This window comes from Streptomyces racemochromogenes, assembly GCF_039535215.1.
Taxonomy (GTDB): Bacteria; Actinomycetota; Actinomycetes; order Streptomycetales; family Streptomycetaceae; genus Streptomyces; species Streptomyces racemochromogenes.
Map to the genome: position 1 here is coordinate 131,372 of NZ_BAAAWT010000001.1, position 15,995 is coordinate 147,366.

The 15,995-nt window shown below is 72.7% G+C and carries 18 protein-coding genes; 11 read left to right on the top strand and 7 right to left on the bottom strand.

What is annotated here, in order from left to right:
• The first annotated feature begins 70 nt into the window (after positions 1-70).
• Together ABD973_RS00700 and ABD973_RS00705 are read left to right on the top strand one after the other, a co-directional pair.
• The gene (locus ABD973_RS00700) at positions 71-1,306 is read left to right on the top strand and encodes an MFS transporter (protein WP_345497620.1); all 1,236 of its coding nucleotides are present in this window, start codon (positions 71-73) and stop codon (positions 1,304-1,306) included.
• A 155-nt stretch (positions 1,307-1,461) separates the two neighbouring features.
• A complete protein-coding gene (locus tag ABD973_RS00705; RefSeq protein ID WP_125603290.1) occupies positions 1,462-1,863 on the top strand; it encodes a hypothetical protein in 402 nt (133 codons plus the stop codon).
• 133 nt (positions 1,864-1,996) lie between these two features.
• Here the strand turns inward: ABD973_RS00705 and ABD973_RS00710 are convergent, their stop codons facing one another.
• Entirely contained in the window at positions 1,997-2,119 is a 123-nt protein-coding gene (locus ABD973_RS00710; protein WP_277607522.1) for a hypothetical protein, read from the bottom strand.
• Between the two features lie 282 nt (positions 2,120-2,401).
• Here ABD973_RS00710 and ABD973_RS00715 point away from each other — a divergent pair, with 282 nt between their 5' ends.
• Positions 2,402-3,013, top strand: coding sequence for an HAD family hydrolase (locus ABD973_RS00715; RefSeq protein WP_345497625.1), 612 nt, complete (start codon positions 2,402-2,404; stop codon positions 3,011-3,013).
• Positions 3,014-3,049: 36 nt separating this feature from the next.
• Here ABD973_RS00715 and ABD973_RS00720 read toward each other — a convergent pair whose 3' ends face one another.
• Positions 3,050-3,688 carry a PadR family transcriptional regulator gene (locus tag ABD973_RS00720; protein WP_125823671.1) on the bottom strand — a complete coding sequence of 213 codons (639 nt, stop codon included), beginning with the start codon at positions 3,686-3,688 and terminating at the stop codon, positions 3,050-3,052.
• Positions 3,689-3,870: 182 nt separating this feature from the next.
• Between ABD973_RS00720 and ABD973_RS00725 the strand changes: the two genes are divergently transcribed.
• The 4 genes from ABD973_RS00725 to ABD973_RS00740 all read left to right on the top strand — a co-directional run bounded on the left by ABD973_RS00725 (position 3,871) and on the right by ABD973_RS00740 (position 7,526).
• Entirely contained in the window at positions 3,871-4,518 is a 648-nt protein-coding gene (locus ABD973_RS00725; RefSeq protein ID WP_345504411.1) for a DUF5701 family protein, read from the top strand.
• A gap of 418 nt (positions 4,519-4,936) precedes the next feature.
• Entirely contained in the window at positions 4,937-5,530 is a 594-nt protein-coding gene (locus ABD973_RS00730; protein WP_125823670.1) for a helix-turn-helix domain-containing protein, read from the top strand.
• A 207-nt stretch (positions 5,531-5,737) separates the two neighbouring features.
• On the top strand, positions 5,738-6,313 hold the full coding sequence (locus ABD973_RS00735) for an ImmA/IrrE family metallo-endopeptidase (RefSeq protein WP_164721022.1): 576 nt from the start codon (positions 5,738-5,740) through the stop codon (positions 6,311-6,313).
• A complete protein-coding gene (locus tag ABD973_RS00740) occupies positions 6,306-7,526 on the top strand; it encodes a DUF6545 domain-containing protein (protein ID WP_345497629.1) in 1,221 nt (406 codons plus the stop codon). Before ABD973_RS00735 ends, ABD973_RS00740 begins: the two co-directional genes overlap by 8 nt.
• Before the next feature lie 40 nt (positions 7,527-7,566).
• Here ABD973_RS00740 and ABD973_RS00745 read toward each other — a convergent pair whose 3' ends face one another.
• Both ABD973_RS00745 and ABD973_RS00750 read right to left on the bottom strand, forming a co-directional pair.
• A complete protein-coding gene (locus ABD973_RS00745) occupies positions 7,567-8,898 on the bottom strand; it encodes an FAD-dependent oxidoreductase (protein ID WP_125823667.1) in 1,332 nt (443 codons plus the stop codon).
• Between the two features lie 134 nt (positions 8,899-9,032).
• Positions 9,033-9,296: a hypothetical protein gene (locus ABD973_RS00750; protein ID WP_164721021.1), complete on the bottom strand. Its 264-nt coding sequence runs from the start codon at positions 9,294-9,296 to the stop codon at positions 9,033-9,035.
• Between the two features lie 365 nt (positions 9,297-9,661).
• On the opposite strand from ABD973_RS00750, the gene ABD973_RS00755 reads away from it, so the two are divergent.
• The 3 genes from ABD973_RS00755 to ABD973_RS00765 all read left to right on the top strand — a co-directional run bounded on the left by ABD973_RS00755 (position 9,662) and on the right by ABD973_RS00765 (position 12,221).
• A complete protein-coding gene (locus tag ABD973_RS00755; RefSeq protein ID WP_125823665.1) occupies positions 9,662-10,033 on the top strand; it encodes a peptidase inhibitor family I36 protein in 372 nt (123 codons plus the stop codon).
• 111 nt (positions 10,034-10,144) lie between these two features.
• Entirely contained in the window at positions 10,145-10,840 is a 696-nt protein-coding gene (locus ABD973_RS00760; RefSeq protein WP_345497633.1) for a 2-phosphosulfolactate phosphatase, read from the top strand.
• Positions 10,841-10,913: 73 nt separating this feature from the next.
• Positions 10,914-12,221 (top strand): penicillin-binding transpeptidase domain-containing protein, encoded by a 1,308-nt coding sequence (locus tag ABD973_RS00765; RefSeq protein ID WP_345497635.1) that lies wholly within the window; start codon positions 10,914-10,916, stop codon positions 12,219-12,221.
• A gap of 204 nt (positions 12,222-12,425) precedes the next feature.
• Here the strand turns inward: ABD973_RS00765 and ABD973_RS00770 are convergent, their stop codons facing one another.
• Both ABD973_RS00770 and ABD973_RS00775 read right to left on the bottom strand, forming a co-directional pair.
• The gene (locus ABD973_RS00770) at positions 12,426-12,974 is read right to left on the bottom strand and encodes a GNAT family N-acetyltransferase (RefSeq protein ID WP_125597648.1); all 549 of its coding nucleotides are present in this window, start codon (positions 12,972-12,974) and stop codon (positions 12,426-12,428) included.
• 94 nt (positions 12,975-13,068) lie between these two features.
• A complete protein-coding gene (locus ABD973_RS00775) occupies positions 13,069-13,893 on the bottom strand; it encodes a helix-turn-helix transcriptional regulator (RefSeq protein ID WP_345497640.1) in 825 nt (274 codons plus the stop codon).
• Between the two features lie 138 nt (positions 13,894-14,031).
• On the opposite strand from ABD973_RS00775, the gene ABD973_RS00780 reads away from it, so the two are divergent.
• Complete coding sequence (locus ABD973_RS00780) at positions 14,032-14,811, top strand: NAD(P)H-dependent oxidoreductase (RefSeq protein ID WP_345497642.1); 780 nt, start codon at positions 14,032-14,034, stop codon at positions 14,809-14,811.
• Between the two features lie 76 nt (positions 14,812-14,887).
• Here the strand turns inward: ABD973_RS00780 and ABD973_RS00785 are convergent, their stop codons facing one another.
• Positions 14,888-15,892, bottom strand: a complete 1,005-nt coding sequence (locus ABD973_RS00785; RefSeq protein ID WP_125823660.1) for a LuxR C-terminal-related transcriptional regulator — start codon at positions 15,890-15,892, stop codon at positions 14,888-14,890.
• Positions 15,893-15,995 lie beyond the last annotated feature (103 nt).

Sequence of the window (15,995 nt, forward strand, 5' to 3'; positions counted from 1 at the left end):
GGGGGCGCGCACTGGCCGGATCCGGTGCCCGCGGGTACCGGGGGCGGGGCGGGGCTGGCAGCATCTGCGGGTGCTCGGAAAACGTGGTGTTGTCCTGACGGTGGTGGCGGCGGCGTACGGCATGTCCTCCATGGGGGACCAGATGGCGATCCTCTCCCTGACCTTGCGGCTGCACGACCAGGGGCACTCGGGCGTGGCCGTCTCGGCGCTGGTGGTCGCCGGGGTGCTGCCGCTGGTCGTGGTCGGGCCGCTGGCCGCCCCGCTGGTCGACCGGGTCGAGAGCGCCCGGCTGGTCGTCGTGGTGACGGCGTTGCAGGGTCTGGTCAGCGCGGGGCTGGTGTTCGTGACAGGGCTGACCGGCACGCTCGTCCTGCTGGTGCTGCTCGGGGCGGGGCTGGCCCTGGCGTCGCCGGCGCTGCTGCTGCTGGTCCCGGAGATCGTCGGGGCCGAGGACACCGCCCGCGGCTACGCCCGGCTCGACGCGTTCCGGTCGGCGGGCAACGTGGCCGGGCCGGCGCTGGCCGGTGTGCTGATCGCCGTGTTCGACGTACGGGTCGTCCTGCTGGCGAACACGGCCACCTTCGCCGTCATGGCCGTGGTGCTGTCCTGCCTGGGGGTCCGGCGCCAGCCCGCGGCGGGCGCGGGCGGGAGCTGGCCCGCGCAGGTCCGGGAGGGGGTGCGGGTCCTGGGCGGGGACCGGTTGCTGCGTACCGCGATCCTCGCGCTGGCGTCGGCGATCGTGTTCACCGCCGTGCTGAGCGTGGCCCGGGTCTTCTTCATCCGGGACGACCTGGGCGTCTCGGGCACCGGGTACGGCTTCCTGGTCAGCGCGCACACCGTCGGCATGCTCGCCGCCTCCACGCTGATCGCCCCGCGGGTCCCCTTGGAGTGGCAGCCGCGGGTGCTGGTCGGGGCCGGGGTGCTGATGGGGACCTCGCTCGCCGTCGGGGCCGCCGTGCCGGTCTTCGCCCTCGCGCTGGTCTCGTTCGTCCTGACCGGCGTCGCCAACTCCCTCCAGGGGCTGGCGATCCGCAACCTCATCCACGCCCGGGTTCCCGAGGGGGTACGCGGCCGGGCCTTCGCCACCTCGGGGGCGACGCTGAACGGGGCCAACCTGGTGGGGACCGCGCTCGGCGGGCCGGCCACGGCACTGCTCGGCGGAGCCGGAGCCCTGGAGCTGGCGGGGGCGGGGACGCTGCTCGTGACCCTGGCGGGCAGTCCGGTGCTCCTGCGCCACCGCGCCGGAGCGGATGCGCCTGAGCGGTCCCCGGCGCGGGAGCGGGGGGCGGGTCCCGCGCGGGAGTAGGCCCGCGTGGCGGTGGCCGGTTTGCGCTCCCCCGCGTTGACGGGTCGTCCGGGCGTCCCTAGCGTCGAAAATCGACCGGTAACGGTCGAGTACGTCGTGTCTCTGATCTCCGAGGGTGCCAGGCGGTCCCTGCCACCCGTCAGAGGGGGAAACCCATGTCCAGCACGATACTTCCCGGCAATCCCGTGATCCGAGAACTGGTTCTCCTGGGCGACTCGGCGCCCGGACGCAGGGGCGGGCGCACCGTCGTCGCCCAGTCCCACTGCGAGATCGACCTCGCCTCCGACGAGGCGCTGGAGCGCTGCGTCCAGGCGTTGCGGGCCTCCGACGAGCGCCTCGCCGAGCAGTCGGACGGCCCGTACGACTGGCAGCGGACCTGGGTGGAACGCAACGGCCAGGCCGGCGGCAAGGTGGTCTTCGACGTGGCCTGGTACGACGAGGAGTTCTTCCGGCAGAAGAAGGACACCTTCCTGGCTCCCGGACACCTCGCGATGTACGCGAACATCGGCGCCGAGGACGGAGCGGTGCGGGTCACCCACTGGCACAAGGTCGACTGACGCACCGCCAGGCGGGCGGCGGGGGCCCGGTCCGGGCGCCGGGCCGGGTCCTCGCCCGCTACGGGGCCCGCGCCGCGGGGTCCTCGTCCTCGCCCGTCGCCAGCGCGGCCGGCAGAGGCAGCCCGTACTTGTCTCACAGGAACCGGGGCTGGCAGTAGCGCCGGGCGTCGGCGGCCACTCCCCCGAGGACCGCGGAGTTCATGCCGGCACCGATGAGGACGCCCACGAAGGGCACGACCTTGGCGACGTTCCGCACCGGAACCCGCGCCCCGGCGGGCCCAGTTGCCCCATCAGCCTCTCGAGGGCGACCAGGAGGCGAGGGGGGCGGTGAGAGTGCTCATCGGTTCTCCGTTCCGGCTGTGATCGCTGGGTCCACCATGCCCTGCCGGCCGCCGTGTTCTCCGGGGATCCGGCTTACGGGCGGTCAGGGACGTTTCGTTGCGCCGATCGGGTGGGAGTGGGGCGGTGCGCGCGGTGGGCGGGCGGGGGCGCGGGCAGAGGTCGGGGTGGGAACCCACACACCTCGGAGGCGCTTCACATGTCCGTGCTCTTCTTCGACATCGGGGCCACGCTGGCGGACGCCCGGTTCGAGCCCGACGGCTCGCTGACGCTGCGGCCCCGGCCCCGGGTGGTCGCCGTCCTCGACGCCCTCGCCGGCGTGCGCATGGGCATCGTCTCGAATCCCGGGCCGGGCGACGGCGCTGCCGAGCGGGCGGCGGCGGCCCTGGAAGCGGCGTTTCCCGGCCGCTTCACGGACGCCGGTCTCGTGCACTGGGGCGTGAAGGACGGCCGCGGGATCTTCGACCGGGCGGTCGCGAGCGCCGGCGGTGTGCCGGCCGACGGCTGCGTGTTCGTCGGAGAGGACGCGCAGGAGCGGGCGTTCGCCCGGGAGGCGGGGATGCGGACGGCGCCGCACCCGGTGTTCGCGCCCGCCGCGGTGGAGGGCCGTCCCGTGTTCTCGGCGCGGATCGGCCTGCCGGAGGGCCGCGGTCCGGCGGAACTGGCCGCGGTGGCGGAGACGACCGAGGCCGTGCCCGTGAACGTGGCGTCGGAGCGGCTCGTGCTCGCGCTGGCGAGCGGACGCGGCGCCGAGGTGCTCGAACGCGCCGGTTTCACCGTGGAGTTGCGGGAACCGGTGGAGGACAGGTGACCCGGGGGGCGCCGCCGTGCCGGCGTTCGTGAGGCTCTAGAGGGTGTCCTCGGGGTGGGGGCCGGTGGCGTACGGGTTGGGCTGGTCTTCCGCCAGGACGCCCACGAAGGGCTCGCCCTCCCCCGCGAAGGTGTACGCCCCGCCTTCGATCCGGTCGATCAGGCCGCGGGTCCACGCCGCTTCGCTGTCGGCCGAGTGGACCCACATGTTCATGATCTCGCCGATGTGCCCGAGCTGTCCGGGGCCGCCCTCGGGCGTGTAGTACTCCGTGGCCGAGGCCCGCCACTGGCGGAGCCGCTCGATGCGCTCCTTGAGGAGCGCGACGGCCTCCTCCCGCGGCAGGTCTACGATGAATCCGATGCCGGCCGAGAGGACGTCCGTCTTCTGGTCGTAGGAGGTCAGCGCCTGCCGCAGCAGGGTGAGGTACTCGCCGGTGCCCCGGTCGGTCATCTCGTACTCGACGCGGGGCGGGCCGCCCACGGTGCTCGGCGCGACCTCGTGGGCCAGCAGGAGGCCTTCCTTCGCCATCTGCTTGAGGGCGTGGTAGATCGAGCCCGGTTTGGCGTTGGACCATTCGTGGGCGCCCCAGAACTCCAGGTCGTTGCGGACCTGGTAGCCGTGCGCCCGTCCGTGCTGGCGGACCGCGCCGAGGACCAGCAGACGGATCGCTGACATGGGAGTCTCCCTTCAAGACAAGTTTGACTAGCTTAGGGCCGCCGGGCGGACGGCGGCGGCCCGACCCGATCTCTCTAATCAAGTTTGACCAATCACCGTCGAACGTCGTACCGTGGACGTCGTAGTCAAGTTTGACCAGTGAATCGGAGTCGATCACGTACCGCGAGGGAGTAACCGTGCCCCTGCCCGCAACCGTTTCCGGTGACGCCGCGACCGCGCTGCCGCCGCTCTCCGTCCAGGCCGAGCGCCTGATCGAGCTCGGGGTGCCCGCCATCGCCGGGATCTCCGCCGCCGAGCTGCGGGCCTTCGCGGGCTCCGGCGGCGACGGGGCCCTGCTCGCCGTCCACCCGGACCGGGCCCCCGCCTCCGCCCTCGCGCCGCTGCTCCGGCGGGAGGGGAAGTCCGGCTTCGTCGTCGCCGACATGCACGACGTCGACCGGTTCGCACCCCACCGGGTGGAGCTGCCCGACGCCCCTCTCTACCTGGTCGACGGCCTCGACCGCGGCGACCGCATGGCCAACTGGAGCCCGGAAGAGGCGCTTCCCGCTCTCACCGAGGAGGGGCGCACCCCGCTCCTGCTCACCGAGGGCGTCGCCTGGATCCTCCAGCAGCCCGCCGTACTCGACCGCAACCACTGCTTCATGACGATCGGTTCGCGCCTCATCAAGGCCAACGGCAGTGCGGACGCGCGTACTCCGGCGATCTGGATCAGCAACGGGACCGGCCGGGACGGCCGCGAGCGGCGCAACGCGCCCAAGGTCGGCTGGTGCTGGTGGAACAACCGGCACACCTGGCTGGGTTTCGCCTCCGCCGCGGATCGCCGGGCGTAATCCGCCCCGGGCATGCCGTGCGCCGCCCGCGGGCGTCGGTCCGGGCCGCAATCATGCTGTCCTGGACCGAAGTTGCGACCCTCCCCCGTGGAGATCGCTGCCTTTGGGCGGCGCATACAGCCATACGGAAGGCCCCCCGCGAGTGCGGTGGGCCGCCCCCTTGGCGGCATGGGCAAGATCCTGCTGCACGAGCCTGCGGCTGTCAACAATAGTTTGCACATACCTCAACTCGTGGGCGGTCCGTGGAGCTTGTCCCACCTTCGGCACGGGAACCGGCCGCCGGCGCGCCGTCGTCGGCGCGGAGGGCTTTAGGCCCTTCCCTGCCAAGGCGAAAGCGGCGATGATCGTGGCACTCGCCGTCCCGGCCGCTCCGCGCGCCCGGTGCCGGCAGCCGATCGAGCCAGCAGGAAAGAGACCGATGAGCGGCACGGGGGACGAACGGGCGTCGCTGATCTCGGCGCGTCTCGACTTCCTGTTCGCCCACATCTTCCCGAGGAACGGCGGGCCCCAGTCGCTGGAGGCCGTCAGCCTCGCCACGGGTGTGCCGGTCGCCCTCCTGCGGCGCCTGCGGGCGGGCGAGCCCGTCACGGAGGGCGTGGACGACGACCCGTTCATCGCCCGGCTCGAACACCTGCTGAAGACCCGGATGACCGCCGAGGGCAAACCGCACACGATCACGGACCTGGCGAGGGCCTGCGGCAAGTCGCGGACCTGGCTCTACAACCTGCTCGACGACAAGAGCAAGCCGAGCCTGGAGTCCACCAAGCTGCTCTGCAAGATCTTCGGGGTGGACCCGTCCTTCTTCACGGACGGCCCCCTGGAGGCCCTGGCGCGGCACTTCGGCATCGAGGCCGGAGCACGGTTCTTCGTGCTCCCCGAAGACGACGAACTGGTGCGGGAGACGAAGAGCCAGGTGGAACTCGTCGCCCTGCTGAGGGAAGTCGGCGCCCCGGCCGTCCTCAGCCGCTACCTCGGCAACCTTCCCCCGGGCACGTCCCGCGCCGGGGCCTGACCCGCCGGCCCCGCGGGCGCGGGCGGGCTCCGGGCGCGCCGCGCCGCCCGGAGCCCGGGCGGTCATTCGGGGCCCGCTCCCTTACGCTGCCGTGGGGTCACAGTGGGCGGTCCGCGGACGCGGGGCGGGTCACGAGCGATGCGGCAGACCCGTGGACCGGACGAAGTGCGCGTCGGGCCGCGGGTCCTGTGGGAGGAGAGGCCGGCCGTGGCGGGAATCAGGAAAGCCGTCGGGATCGTCGTGGAGACGGTCCGGGAGATCCGTACCCTGCGCAGGTTGCGCAACACCTTCTGCTCCCGGCTGGGGCTGCCCGCGCACCCGACCATCGACGAGGTCGTCTCGGCCGTGTCCGGGCACTGCGGGATGCCGATCCGGATCCTCCAGCTGCCGTTGACGTACCCGCTCACGGGAGGGCTCCTGCAGGGCCCGGGCGAACTGATCGTCGTGGTCGACAAGGACTCGCCGAGCATCCTGCAGAGCTTCGTGATCGCCCACGAACTGGCGCACGCCTTCCTCGGGCACGATCCGCAGACGGCGGGGCACGACCTCCAGGACGAGCTGCTCGCCAGCCTGGCGCCCGCGCTCAACCCGAAGGTGGCCCGCATGATGCTGGCCCGTACGTACTTCGACGGGGCCGAACCCTCCCGTTCCCACGGCCAGAGTCCGCCCGAGCGGGAGGCCGAGACCCTGGGACGGCTCATCGTCAGCATGATCACCAATACCGGCGGCAACTCGGCGACATCGGCGAGCTCTGCCCTGCGCCACAGGGGGACCGGTGTCTGAAGACACTGCGAACGTCGTCTACCTCGTCGTCGCCGCGATAGCCTCGTGCACCACCCTGGCGAAGTTCGTCGCCTGGCAGCGGGAACGTTCCCCCGCCCTGCGGCTGATCGCCGTGTGCTCCGCGGTCGGGGTGGGCGCGTTCGTGTTCGCCACGCCCGTGGTCTACCGCGGCGTCGCCGGGCTCACGGGCGCGCCGAACCTCGCCGAGCTGCTGGTCTTCTTCTGCATCCTGGGCTTCTTCGCGCACACGCACGTCATGTCGCTGGTGTGGCGGCCCGTGGCCGAGCCCGACTCCGAGCGGAACGTGCTGGCGTTCCCGCTCTGCGTCTACGTCCTCGTCGCCCTGGCCATGACCGGCGGGTTCCTCGCCGGCGGACTGGACGACGCGCCGCACCCGCTGGACTTCAACATCGCCTACGGCAGGGACCCCGGCGCCCTGGTGATGCTGGCCGCGTTCCAGCTGGGCCTCGGCTACGCGTCGGTCTCCACCGCCCTGCGCTTCCGCCGCAACGCCCTCTACGCCCAGGACGACCCCCGGCTGCGCCGGGCCCTCCAGCACATCGCCGTCGCCACCTGGTTCATCGCCGGCTACGTGGCGTGCGTCGGACCCGCCACCCTCGCCGGCGCCTTCGGCGTGCGCGCTCTGGAGCCCCTGCACAGCCTCGGGCCGGTCTCCGGGACCATCGGAGCGATCATCATCAACTGGGGGTTCTCGGGCGCCGCTATCGCCGCCTGGCGCACCGACCGCCGGGACTACCTGGCGCTGGCCCCGCTGTGGCAGCTGACGCGCCGCCCGGACCCCCGGATCGCGCTGACCGAGCCCAACCAGGTCACGCAGCTCGGCCTCGTCTACGTGCGGGACTGGCACCTGGTGACGCGTATGGCCGACATCCTCAGCGGGATCCGCAGCCTGTACCCGTACTTCAGCGACGCCCCCGTCGCCCGGATCCGCCGGGCGGCCCCTGGCGCCGACTGGTCGCAGGAGGAGGAGCACGCCGCCGCGGCCGCCGCGGTCCTGCTGCGCGCGGTGGCGCTCGCCGAGAGCGGGGCCCCCGTCGTGAGCGAGAGGGGCCGGCCGCTGCCGGGCGCCGGCCTGGAGCCGGCCGCCCAGCGCGCCCACCTGGTCCGCATGGCCCGCCACCTCGAACACCCCGACGTCCTGGCCGCGGCGGGGGTGGACACCGAGGGCCGGCTGGTCCCCGACATGGCCTGACTGCGCCCGGATCGCGGCACGGGCGTCCGGGGGCGGCGCCTCAGCGTCCCGGCTGGGTGGCCTGTGCCCGGAGCGCCGCCGCGACGCGCCACCAGAACTCCGGGGTCCGCAGGGCGGCCGGCCGGCGCCGCATGTTGACGACGTCGAGGAACCGCTCGTTCACCCACGCGTCCGTCGTCGAGGCCCGGGCCATCCAGTCCGCCATCCTCCGGGCCATCCGGTAGCCCCGCGGATAGGGGCCCGTGACGTGCGGCTGGGCCAGGTCGGAGAGGGTCGAGACCTCCCACGCCGCGTCCACGACGACCCTGACGTGGCGGAAGTAGGCGTGGGCCGGCGCGTGGAGGTCCGCTCCCCTGCGCAGGTGGGCGGACAGGCAGGACGCGTGCAGGAAGGCGCTGGTCATCCCCTGCCCGTACACGGGGTTGAAGGAGGCCACGGCGTCGCCCGCCACGAACAGGCCGCCCGGGAGGCGGTCCAGCGCCCACCAGTTGCGCCGCAGCGAGTGCGACATGCCGTACGTCTCGACCCCGCCGATCATCGCGCACCGGTCGGCCACGACGCCGAACGGAGCGGCCTCCATCTCCCGCATGCGCCGCAGGAATTCCGCGGGGTCACGGGAAGGGCGCCTCTCGGCGTAGGCGACGATGACCGCCATCCACTGGTCGCCCTCCACCGCGGCCATGGCTCCCGTGTCGGGCTGCTCCCCGGCGCCCGCGGCGGCGCCGGGCAGTTGGTGCGCCACGCTCACGCCGGGCAGCTCGTCGCCCCGGCGGAAGCGGGCGGTGGCGTAGCCCAGATCGATCCGCATGCGGTCGGCCGGGGGCTCGGGCCAGCCCTCCGCCGCGAGCCAGGACGTCAGCCTGCTCGACCGGCCCGTGGCGTCGACGACGGCGTCGGCGGCCACCACGCTCACGTCGGCCGAGCCGGGGGTGCGGACGCGGACACCGGTCACGCGTCCGTTGCGGATGTCCAGCCCGCAGGCCCTGCCCACCCTCACCGAGACTCCCTCGTCCAGGACGGTCCGCCGGCGGACGTGGTCTTCGAGGAGGGTGCGGCTCACACCGATCAGCTCGTTGCCGGGAACGCTGACCTTGCGGGTCCCGTTCTCGTAGAGCTGGATCTGGTCGCCCGACCCGAGGACCGCTCCGTCCGCCACCAGGTCCTTCGAAAGACCGGGAAACCAGCGCTCGGCCTGCGTCCGGCCCATGTCGAGCAGCGCGTGGAGCTGCCCGCCCTGCGGCACACCGCCCCGTGCGCCCGTCGTGGCGAGTCCGTCGGGCTCGACGACGGTGACCGCCAGGCCGTGGCCGCGCAGGGCTCGTGTCGCCGCGAGCCCCGCGATGCTTCCGCCCAGGACTACTACGTGTTGCACGTGCTCGTTCCCCTCCTCCACCGGCCGGCCTCCCGTCCGGCGCTCCGCGCACAAAAACTCCGGCCCAATCTACGGCCGTTCCGGTGGGCGGCCAACGCGCAGGGGTTCGGCGGGCGGCCGGTGGTGGCGGTGCGTCAGTTCCCGGAGGGGCCGGGCAGCCGGCGGAGTTCGAGAAGGGCCACCGCGATCTTCACGCCGGTGGCGATCGTCAGGGCCTGGAGGAACGGCATGCCCGTGAGCCACAGGGCCACCATCATCACGGTGAGGACCAGGAACGCGGGAAGCAGGTTGGTCCGCGTGATCGCGGCCCTCAGGTGGCGGGCCGGGCTGCGGCCGGCGGCCGCCGTGGCGGTGGGACGCGCGGTGCGGCCTTCCTCCTCCTCTTCGGCTTGCGGCATCGCCCGTTCTCCTTCCCTCGTGTTCCCTCGTGCTCGTCTCCCGCCACGAGCCTCCGGGGCCTACGGACCCGCTGCCACTCCTGCCGCCGCGCTCGCCGCCATCCGGCGTACAGGTTCACCCGACGGCGGTCCGGCGCGGCGTGGCCCACGCCTGGGGGCGCGGGGGGCGCGGGGGGGTGCCGGACCGCGCATTCGGATATCCCGCCATCGGCTGACGCGAAATTGCCTCGCCGGACCCAGGTGTACACCCCATGCTTGATGAGGCCCGGGACGGATCAGTCCTTCTTTCCGGGTCCTCTCCGCGCGTCCCCATCATTTGTCGGGGCACTGCCCCGGTCACGATTGATCAAAGGGGTACTTCTGTCATGCGCCGTGTGAATTCCTTTGCCGCCGCCGGCCTGTCCATCGCCCTCGCCTTCGCCGCGGCGCCCCTCGCCGCCGCCGGCGAGAGCTCGGCTGCGGCGTACAACTGCAACTCCCAGAATTTCTGTATCTACAGCGACTGGAACGGTGGCGGCGAGCACTGCGAGTTCTCCGAGTCGCAGAAGGCGAACACGGCGGACAACTGCCCCTTTATCCAGTGGGGTTGGAACGTCAAGTCCGTGTGGAACGGAAAGAACAACCGGGTCCAGTACTACACCCAGACCAATTACAACGCGCGCGTGGGATCCACGCCGGGCGGCGCGGGCGGAAACCTGATGGGCAACTACCAGATCCGGTCCTTCAAGAAGCAGTAGGGAAATTAACGCGGGGGCGCGGGCGGCACCGGCCGCCGCGCCCGCATCCGTCGAGTGTGAGGCATGACACTGTCCCGGTGCCGACGTCCGGTCATGGGTGATCATGGCCGGATGGACGCCCGTTTCCTCGGTATCCCCGAGCTGACCGAACCCCCGTCCGCGGCGGTGGTGGTCGATGTCATGCGCGCCTTCACCGTGGCCGCCTGGGCCTTCGCCCGGGGGGCGGAGAAGATCGTTCTCGCCGAGTCGCTGGACGAGGTCCTGGCGCTCAAGGCCCGCCGCCCCGACTGGGTGGCGCTCAAGGACGGCCCGCCGGCGCCCGGGTTCGACGCCGTCAACTCGCCGGGGCTGCTCCGGTCTGCCGACCTCGGCGGGCGGACCGTCGTGCAGAAGACCACGGCGGGTACGGTCGGCGCCCTCGCGGTCAAGGAGGCGTCGCTGGTGCTGTGCGCCGGCTTCGTGGTGGCGGAGGCGACGGCGCGGCTCCTGCGGGCGCGCGGGTGCGGCAGCGTCACGTTCGTGGTGACCGGTGAGGACGGGCGCGCCGAGGAGGATCTGGCGTGCGCCCAGTACATCGCCGGGCGGGCCTCGGAGGCCGGGGAGGACGCGGCGGGTTTCCTGCGCCGCGCCGCCGCATCGCGCGCCGCGGCCGAACTGGCGGAGGGCGTACGCGAGGGGTCCCACCCCGACGACGTAGCGCTCTGCCTGGAACTCGACCGGTTCCCCTTCGCCATGGTGGCCGCGCTGGAGGACTCCCACATGGTCCTGCGCCCTTGTGACGTGCCGTCAGCCGCCGGGGACGCCTGAGCCGGCGGCGCCCCGTCCTGGCAGGAGCGGGCGCGGGCGCGGGCCGGCCGGATTTCCGGCTTAAGATCATCGGATGTCACCGTCTCGTCGCCGTCCCGCTCTCGTACTCACCGCCGTCTCCGCGCTGTTGGCCGCGTGCGTGACGGGATGCGGACCCGGGGCGCGGGACACGAACGCGTCGGACGCGCGGCCCGGCACCGCGGAGCGGCCGGGGACGGCGCCGGGGACGAAGGCGCCCGCGCCGGAGCCGGGCGGAGGTCTCGGCGACATCCTGGTGGCGGGCCGGCCCGTCACGGGTTCGCAGGCCTCGGGCATTCCCAAGGCCCCGTTCAAGCGCACGTACACCGAAGGTGAGTTGTACGCGCCGGTCACGGGATACCGGTCGATGGCCTTCGGCGCCGTCGGGCTCGAAGCGGTCTTCAGGGAAGAGCTCGACGCCGGCAAGGACGTGGCCACGACCATCGACCCCGCCGTGCAGCGCGCCGCGTTCGACGGACTGCGCGGCCGACAGGGCGCCGCGGTCGTCCTGGACGCGGATTCCGGCAGGATCCTCGGGCAGGTGAGCACGCCCTCGTACGACCCGAACTCCTTCAGCGGAAACCTGAAGAGCGACGAGCGGGCGTGGAACCAGCTCAAGGACCAGGGTTTCGACGGGCCCTTGACGAACCGGGCCATCCGGCACGTCGACAACCCGGGGTCGGCCGTCCACGTCGTCGTCGCGGCCGCCGCCCTGGAGAAGGGCCTCATCGCATCCGTGGACGCGCCGACGCGCAGCCCCGCCGTCCACACCGCCGCGGACAGTACGGCCGAGTTCGCCGGCGATCCGGCCCACTGCACCGACGCGAGCCTGCGGACGGCCCTGCGCCACGCCTGCGCGAACGTCTTCGCCCGCATCGCCTCCGACCTCGGCGCCGACGCACTGGCATCGACGGCCGTGGCGTTCGGGTTCAACCAGGACAAGACGGATACGCCGTTGCGCGCCTTCGAGAGCACGTGGCCGCGCAAGCCCGAGAACCCGGCCCAGCTCGCCCTCATGGCCAACGGCCTCTTCGAGGTCAAGGCCACCCCGATCCAGATGGCCATGGTGACGGCCGTGCTCGCCAACGGCGGCAACCGGGTGCGCCCCTCCCTGGTGACCGATCCCAGGACGCCCGTGCCGGCCGAGCGTGCCGTCTCGCAGCGCACGGCGGAGCAGTTGCAGTCGGCGCTCGGCGACTCGTCGAGCGCGTGGGTCCCCTCGGCCTCGGTCACCTGGGCCACGTCCTCCGCCCGGACCCGGGCGGGCCGTCGCCTCGCGGTCGCGGTCTGCCTCTCCTCCCCCACGGACGCCACGGCACAGGCCACCCCCCTGGCCCGGCACCTCGCCGCCGCCGGGCAGTAGGATCGACATCGGGCGTCAGCGGCCGAGGGTGTTCATCAGGATGATGGCGACGAGGTCCAGGAGCACGACGGTGATCACGCCGCCGATCATGACCCAGGCCCTGCGTGATTCGTCCACGTCCGCCACCTCCCGGCTCCGCCGTTCCCAGCCATGGTGGCGCGGTTCCCCGCGGGGCACATCTCGGGCGGGCGGAGCCGGTGCCGGTCAGGCGGGGCGGTTCAGGCCCCAGGTCTGCAGGACGAACGGCCGGCCCTTCTCCTCGCCCGTGATCAGCGGTACGTCGAGCAGGGCGAAGCCGGCCTTCTGCGCCACGGCGACGCTGGCGGCGTTCTCGGCCTCCAGTTCCAGGATCACCTGCTCCGCGCCCATCTGCTCGAACGCGTACGCGGCCATCACCCGCACCGCCCGTGCCGCCACCCCCTGGCCGCGGTGCGCCGGGCCGACCGCGTAGCCGATCTCCATGCCCTCCGGCGCGCGGCGCAGCATGATCTCGCCGAGCGGTGCGCCGCCGTCGACGGTGATGGCGAGCAGGATGGTCGTGCCCTCCTGGCGCAGCTGCCGGTCCCGGGCCAGCCGGGTGCGGGCGGCCGCCTCGTCGAAGGGGGACACGATCGGCGTCCAGTACGCGATGTCGGGGTGGTCGAACAGCTCCGGCATCGCGGCGAGGTCCGCCTCCGTCCAGTCGCGCAGGACGAGCCCCTCCCCCGACAGCCGGATCCGCTCGGGCAAGGACGACGGCGTGGCACTGCTCATGGTGTGGGACCTCCCGGGGCCTGTTCAGGACGAGGCAAGATATCCGGCACGCGGGACGGCCGCACGAGGTTTTCACCGGGGCGCCCGTCCCCGCTCAGGAGGGGGTGTCCGGGGCGGCCGCGTCCAGGGCCTCGAGCAGCCGGAGGCCGTCTTCGGCCGGGGTGTCCGGGGCCGCCGACAGCACCACGAGTTCCATGCCCGGTTCGTGCGGCAGGGCGAAGTTCTCCTGGTGCAGTTCCAGCAGCCCGACCAGCGGGTGCCGGTAGCTCTTCACGCCGTGGGTGCGGGCGCGTACGTCCGCGCGGGCCCAGAGGCGGCGGAAGCGTTCGCAGCCCATCGCCAGTTCGCCGATGAGGGTGGCCAGGCGGGGGTCCTCCGGGTGTTCGCCGGCGGCCAGGCGCAGGTGTCCGACCACGTCGCGGGTGCACTGTTCCCAGTCCGCGTAGAGGCCGGACTCGGCCTCCTCCAGGAAGAGGTGCCGGGCGATGTTCAGGCCGGGCATCGGCCGGCCGAAGAGGAGCTGGGCCAGGCGGTTCCCGGCGAGTACGTCCATCCGGTGGTCCATGACCATCGCGGGCGCCTCGGCGACCAGGCCGAGGACGCGCAGCAGTTCGGGCCGGACCCGTCCGCCCGGTGCCTTGGCGCGGCGCCGGGGCTGCCGGGCCAGGCGGTGGAGGTGGCCGCGTTCGGTCTCGTCGAGGCCGAGGACGCGGGCGAGCGCGTCGAGGACCTGCTCGGACGGCTGGGTCGCGCGGCCCTGCTCCAGGCGTACGTAGTAGTCGACGCTGACCCCGGACAGGTGCGCGACCTCTTCGCGGCGCAGCCCTTCGACCCGCCGGCGGCTGTCGGCGGGTATGCCGACGGCGGCCGGGGCGACCCGGGCGCGCCGGGTCCGCAGGAACCCCGCGAGATCATCCATGCCCTCCAGTATGGCGCGCCCCGCGCGCGCGAGGGTGGTACTGCCGTTCCCAGGATGGCCGGTCCGCCGGAAGGGCCGTCCCTGAACGGCGGCCGAGGCGGCGCCCAGGATGGGGTCATCCGATCCGAAGGAGTTCCCGTGAAGACGCTGATCGTCCACGCCCACCCCGAACCGAATTCGCTCAACGGCGCGTTGAAGGACCTCGCGGTGTCCACGCTGGAGGGTGCCGGGCACGAGGTGCGGGTGAGTGACCTGTACGCGATGGGGTGGAAGGCGGTCGTGGACGCCCGCGACTACGGCCCCGACGCCTCCAGTCCGCTGAAGGTGGCGCTGGACTCGGGCCGTGCCTTCGAGGCCGGCACGCTCACCGCCGACGTCCTCGCCGAGCAGGAGAAGCTGCTGTGGGCGGACACGGTCATCTTCCAGTTCCCGCTGTGGTGGTACTCGATGCCGGCGATCCTCAAGGGCTGGGTGGACCGGGTGTTCACGTACCGCTTCGCGTACGGGGTCGGCGAGCACAGCGACACCAAGTACGGCGAGCGCTTCGGCGAGGGCACCCTGGCGGGACGCAGGGCGCTGCTGTCGGTGACCGCCGGGGGCCCTCAGGCGCACTACGCGGCCCGGGGCGTCAACGGCCCGATCGAGGACCTGCTGTTCCCGATCCAGCACGGCATCCTCTACTACCCGGGCATCGAGGTCCTGCCGCCGTTCGTGCTGTACGGCACCGACCGGATGGGCGACGAGGAGTACGCGGAGGCCGCCAGGGCCTGGGAGCGGCGCCTGCTGACGCTGGAGTCGACCGAGCCGATCGCGTTCCGGCGGCAGAACTCCGGGGACTACGAGATCCCCTCGCTGCACCTGAAGGAGGGTCTGGAGCCGGCGGGCCGCTCGGGTTTCGGGCTGCACGTGCGCGGCTGACGGGCGGGGGGCGCGGCGCCCGAGGGTTTTGGCTTGAACTCACCGGTTTCGGGGCTCCGGGGCCGTGCGGGTGCCCTTACGGGAGCAGTCGTTCGGGGGACGTCGCCCACCAGAACGTCAGCTGGGGCACCGTCTCCAGACCCAGCGCCTCGCGCAGTTTGGATACCTGGGCCGTCACGGTGCGCTCGCTGAGGCCGAGGTTCTCCCCGATCTGCCGGTGGCTCTTGCCGGCCACGATGCCGCGTACGATCGTCCGCTGGATCTTCGTGGTCTTGGTGTCGCCGTCGTCCTTCGCCGCGCCCGAGTCCGTCTCGCCCGGCAGCCACGGGTCGGCCCGCTCCCACTGCTGCCAGAAGTGCGCGGCCAGCACGGCGCACACGCCGCGGTCCTGCGTGTACCAGGCGGCGGCCGGCTGGACGGTGCCGTCGTCGCCGTAGACCTCGAAGAAGGCGTGCTTGCGGTCCACGATGATTAACCGGAGGAAGTCCTCGCCGAGGGTGCGGACCTGGGCGCCGGCCCGCGTCATGGTGGCGACCCAGTCCCGCTGGGTGGGGTTGCTGCGCCCGTTGGTCCGGTAGATCGTCCGTACGGTCACGCCGCGCTGGGCCGCCTGCAGGTCACGCGGCAGCGCGCCCTTGAGGACCTGGGGTTTGCGGTGTCCGGGCTGGGCGGTGAGGATCTCGGACTCGGCGGACTGGATGGTGCGTATCGTCTCGGCGTTGACCTCCGGGACCGTGCGGAGCAGGAGCGTCCCGACCGGGCTGGGGCTGTAGTGGTAGCGCTGCTGCTCGGCTTCGAGCTCGCGCACGTGGGCGGGGACGGCGGCCAGCGCGGCTGTGACGCCGGTGAGCGCCTTCAGGACGGCGTCGGTGAGCTGGGTCTCCAGGTAGCGCGACGGGGCGGGGACGTACGTACCGGGTTCGTGGGTGTTGGGGAAGAGGATGTCGCGGGCGAGGAGCGAGGCCAGTCCCGGCTCGTCGTCGGGCAGCACCTCGCCCCGCAGGGCCGCGCGGTAGGTGCGCAGTTCCACCGGGGTCAGCCGGGAGGTGTCGGGGGCGGCGGCTATGTCCCGTTCCGTCATCAGATCTGTCTTCCTCTTCCTGAACTGCGGGTGGACGCAGTATCGCGAAGGTTGATCGCGCCCTTCCCCCCGTAGAGGCTTGATCCGTGCCACAGGGCCCGTG

Coding starts and splice junctions, on each gene's coding strand:
- ABD973_RS00755 (WP_125823665.1), top strand. CDS start 9,662: ATGCGCCGTGTGAATTCCTTTGCCGCCGCCGGCCTGTCCATCGCCCTC.
- ABD973_RS00775 (WP_345497640.1), bottom strand. CDS start 13,893: ATGGATGATCTCGCGGGGTTCCTGCGGACCCGGCGCGCCCGGGTCGCC.
- ABD973_RS00720 (WP_125823671.1), bottom strand. CDS start 3,688: ATGTCAGCGATCCGTCTGCTGGTCCTCGGCGCGGTCCGCCAGCACGGA.
- ABD973_RS00705 (WP_125603290.1), top strand. CDS start 1,462: ATGTCCAGCACGATACTTCCCGGCAATCCCGTGATCCGAGAACTGGTT.
- ABD973_RS00730 (WP_125823670.1), top strand. CDS start 4,937: ATGAGCGGCACGGGGGACGAACGGGCGTCGCTGATCTCGGCGCGTCTC.
- ABD973_RS00715 (WP_345497625.1), top strand. CDS start 2,402: ATGTCCGTGCTCTTCTTCGACATCGGGGCCACGCTGGCGGACGCCCGG.
- ABD973_RS00765 (WP_345497635.1), top strand. CDS start 10,914: ATGTCACCGTCTCGTCGCCGTCCCGCTCTCGTACTCACCGCCGTCTCC.
- ABD973_RS00750 (WP_164721021.1), bottom strand. CDS start 9,296: ATGCCGCAAGCCGAAGAGGAGGAGGAAGGCCGCACCGCGCGTCCCACC.
- ABD973_RS00770 (WP_125597648.1), bottom strand. CDS start 12,974: ATGAGCAGTGCCACGCCGTCGTCCTTGCCCGAGCGGATCCGGCTGTCG.
- ABD973_RS00785 (WP_125823660.1), bottom strand. CDS start 15,892: ATGACGGAACGGGACATAGCCGCCGCCCCCGACACCTCCCGGCTGACC.
- ABD973_RS00760 (WP_345497633.1), top strand. CDS start 10,145: ATGGACGCCCGTTTCCTCGGTATCCCCGAGCTGACCGAACCCCCGTCC.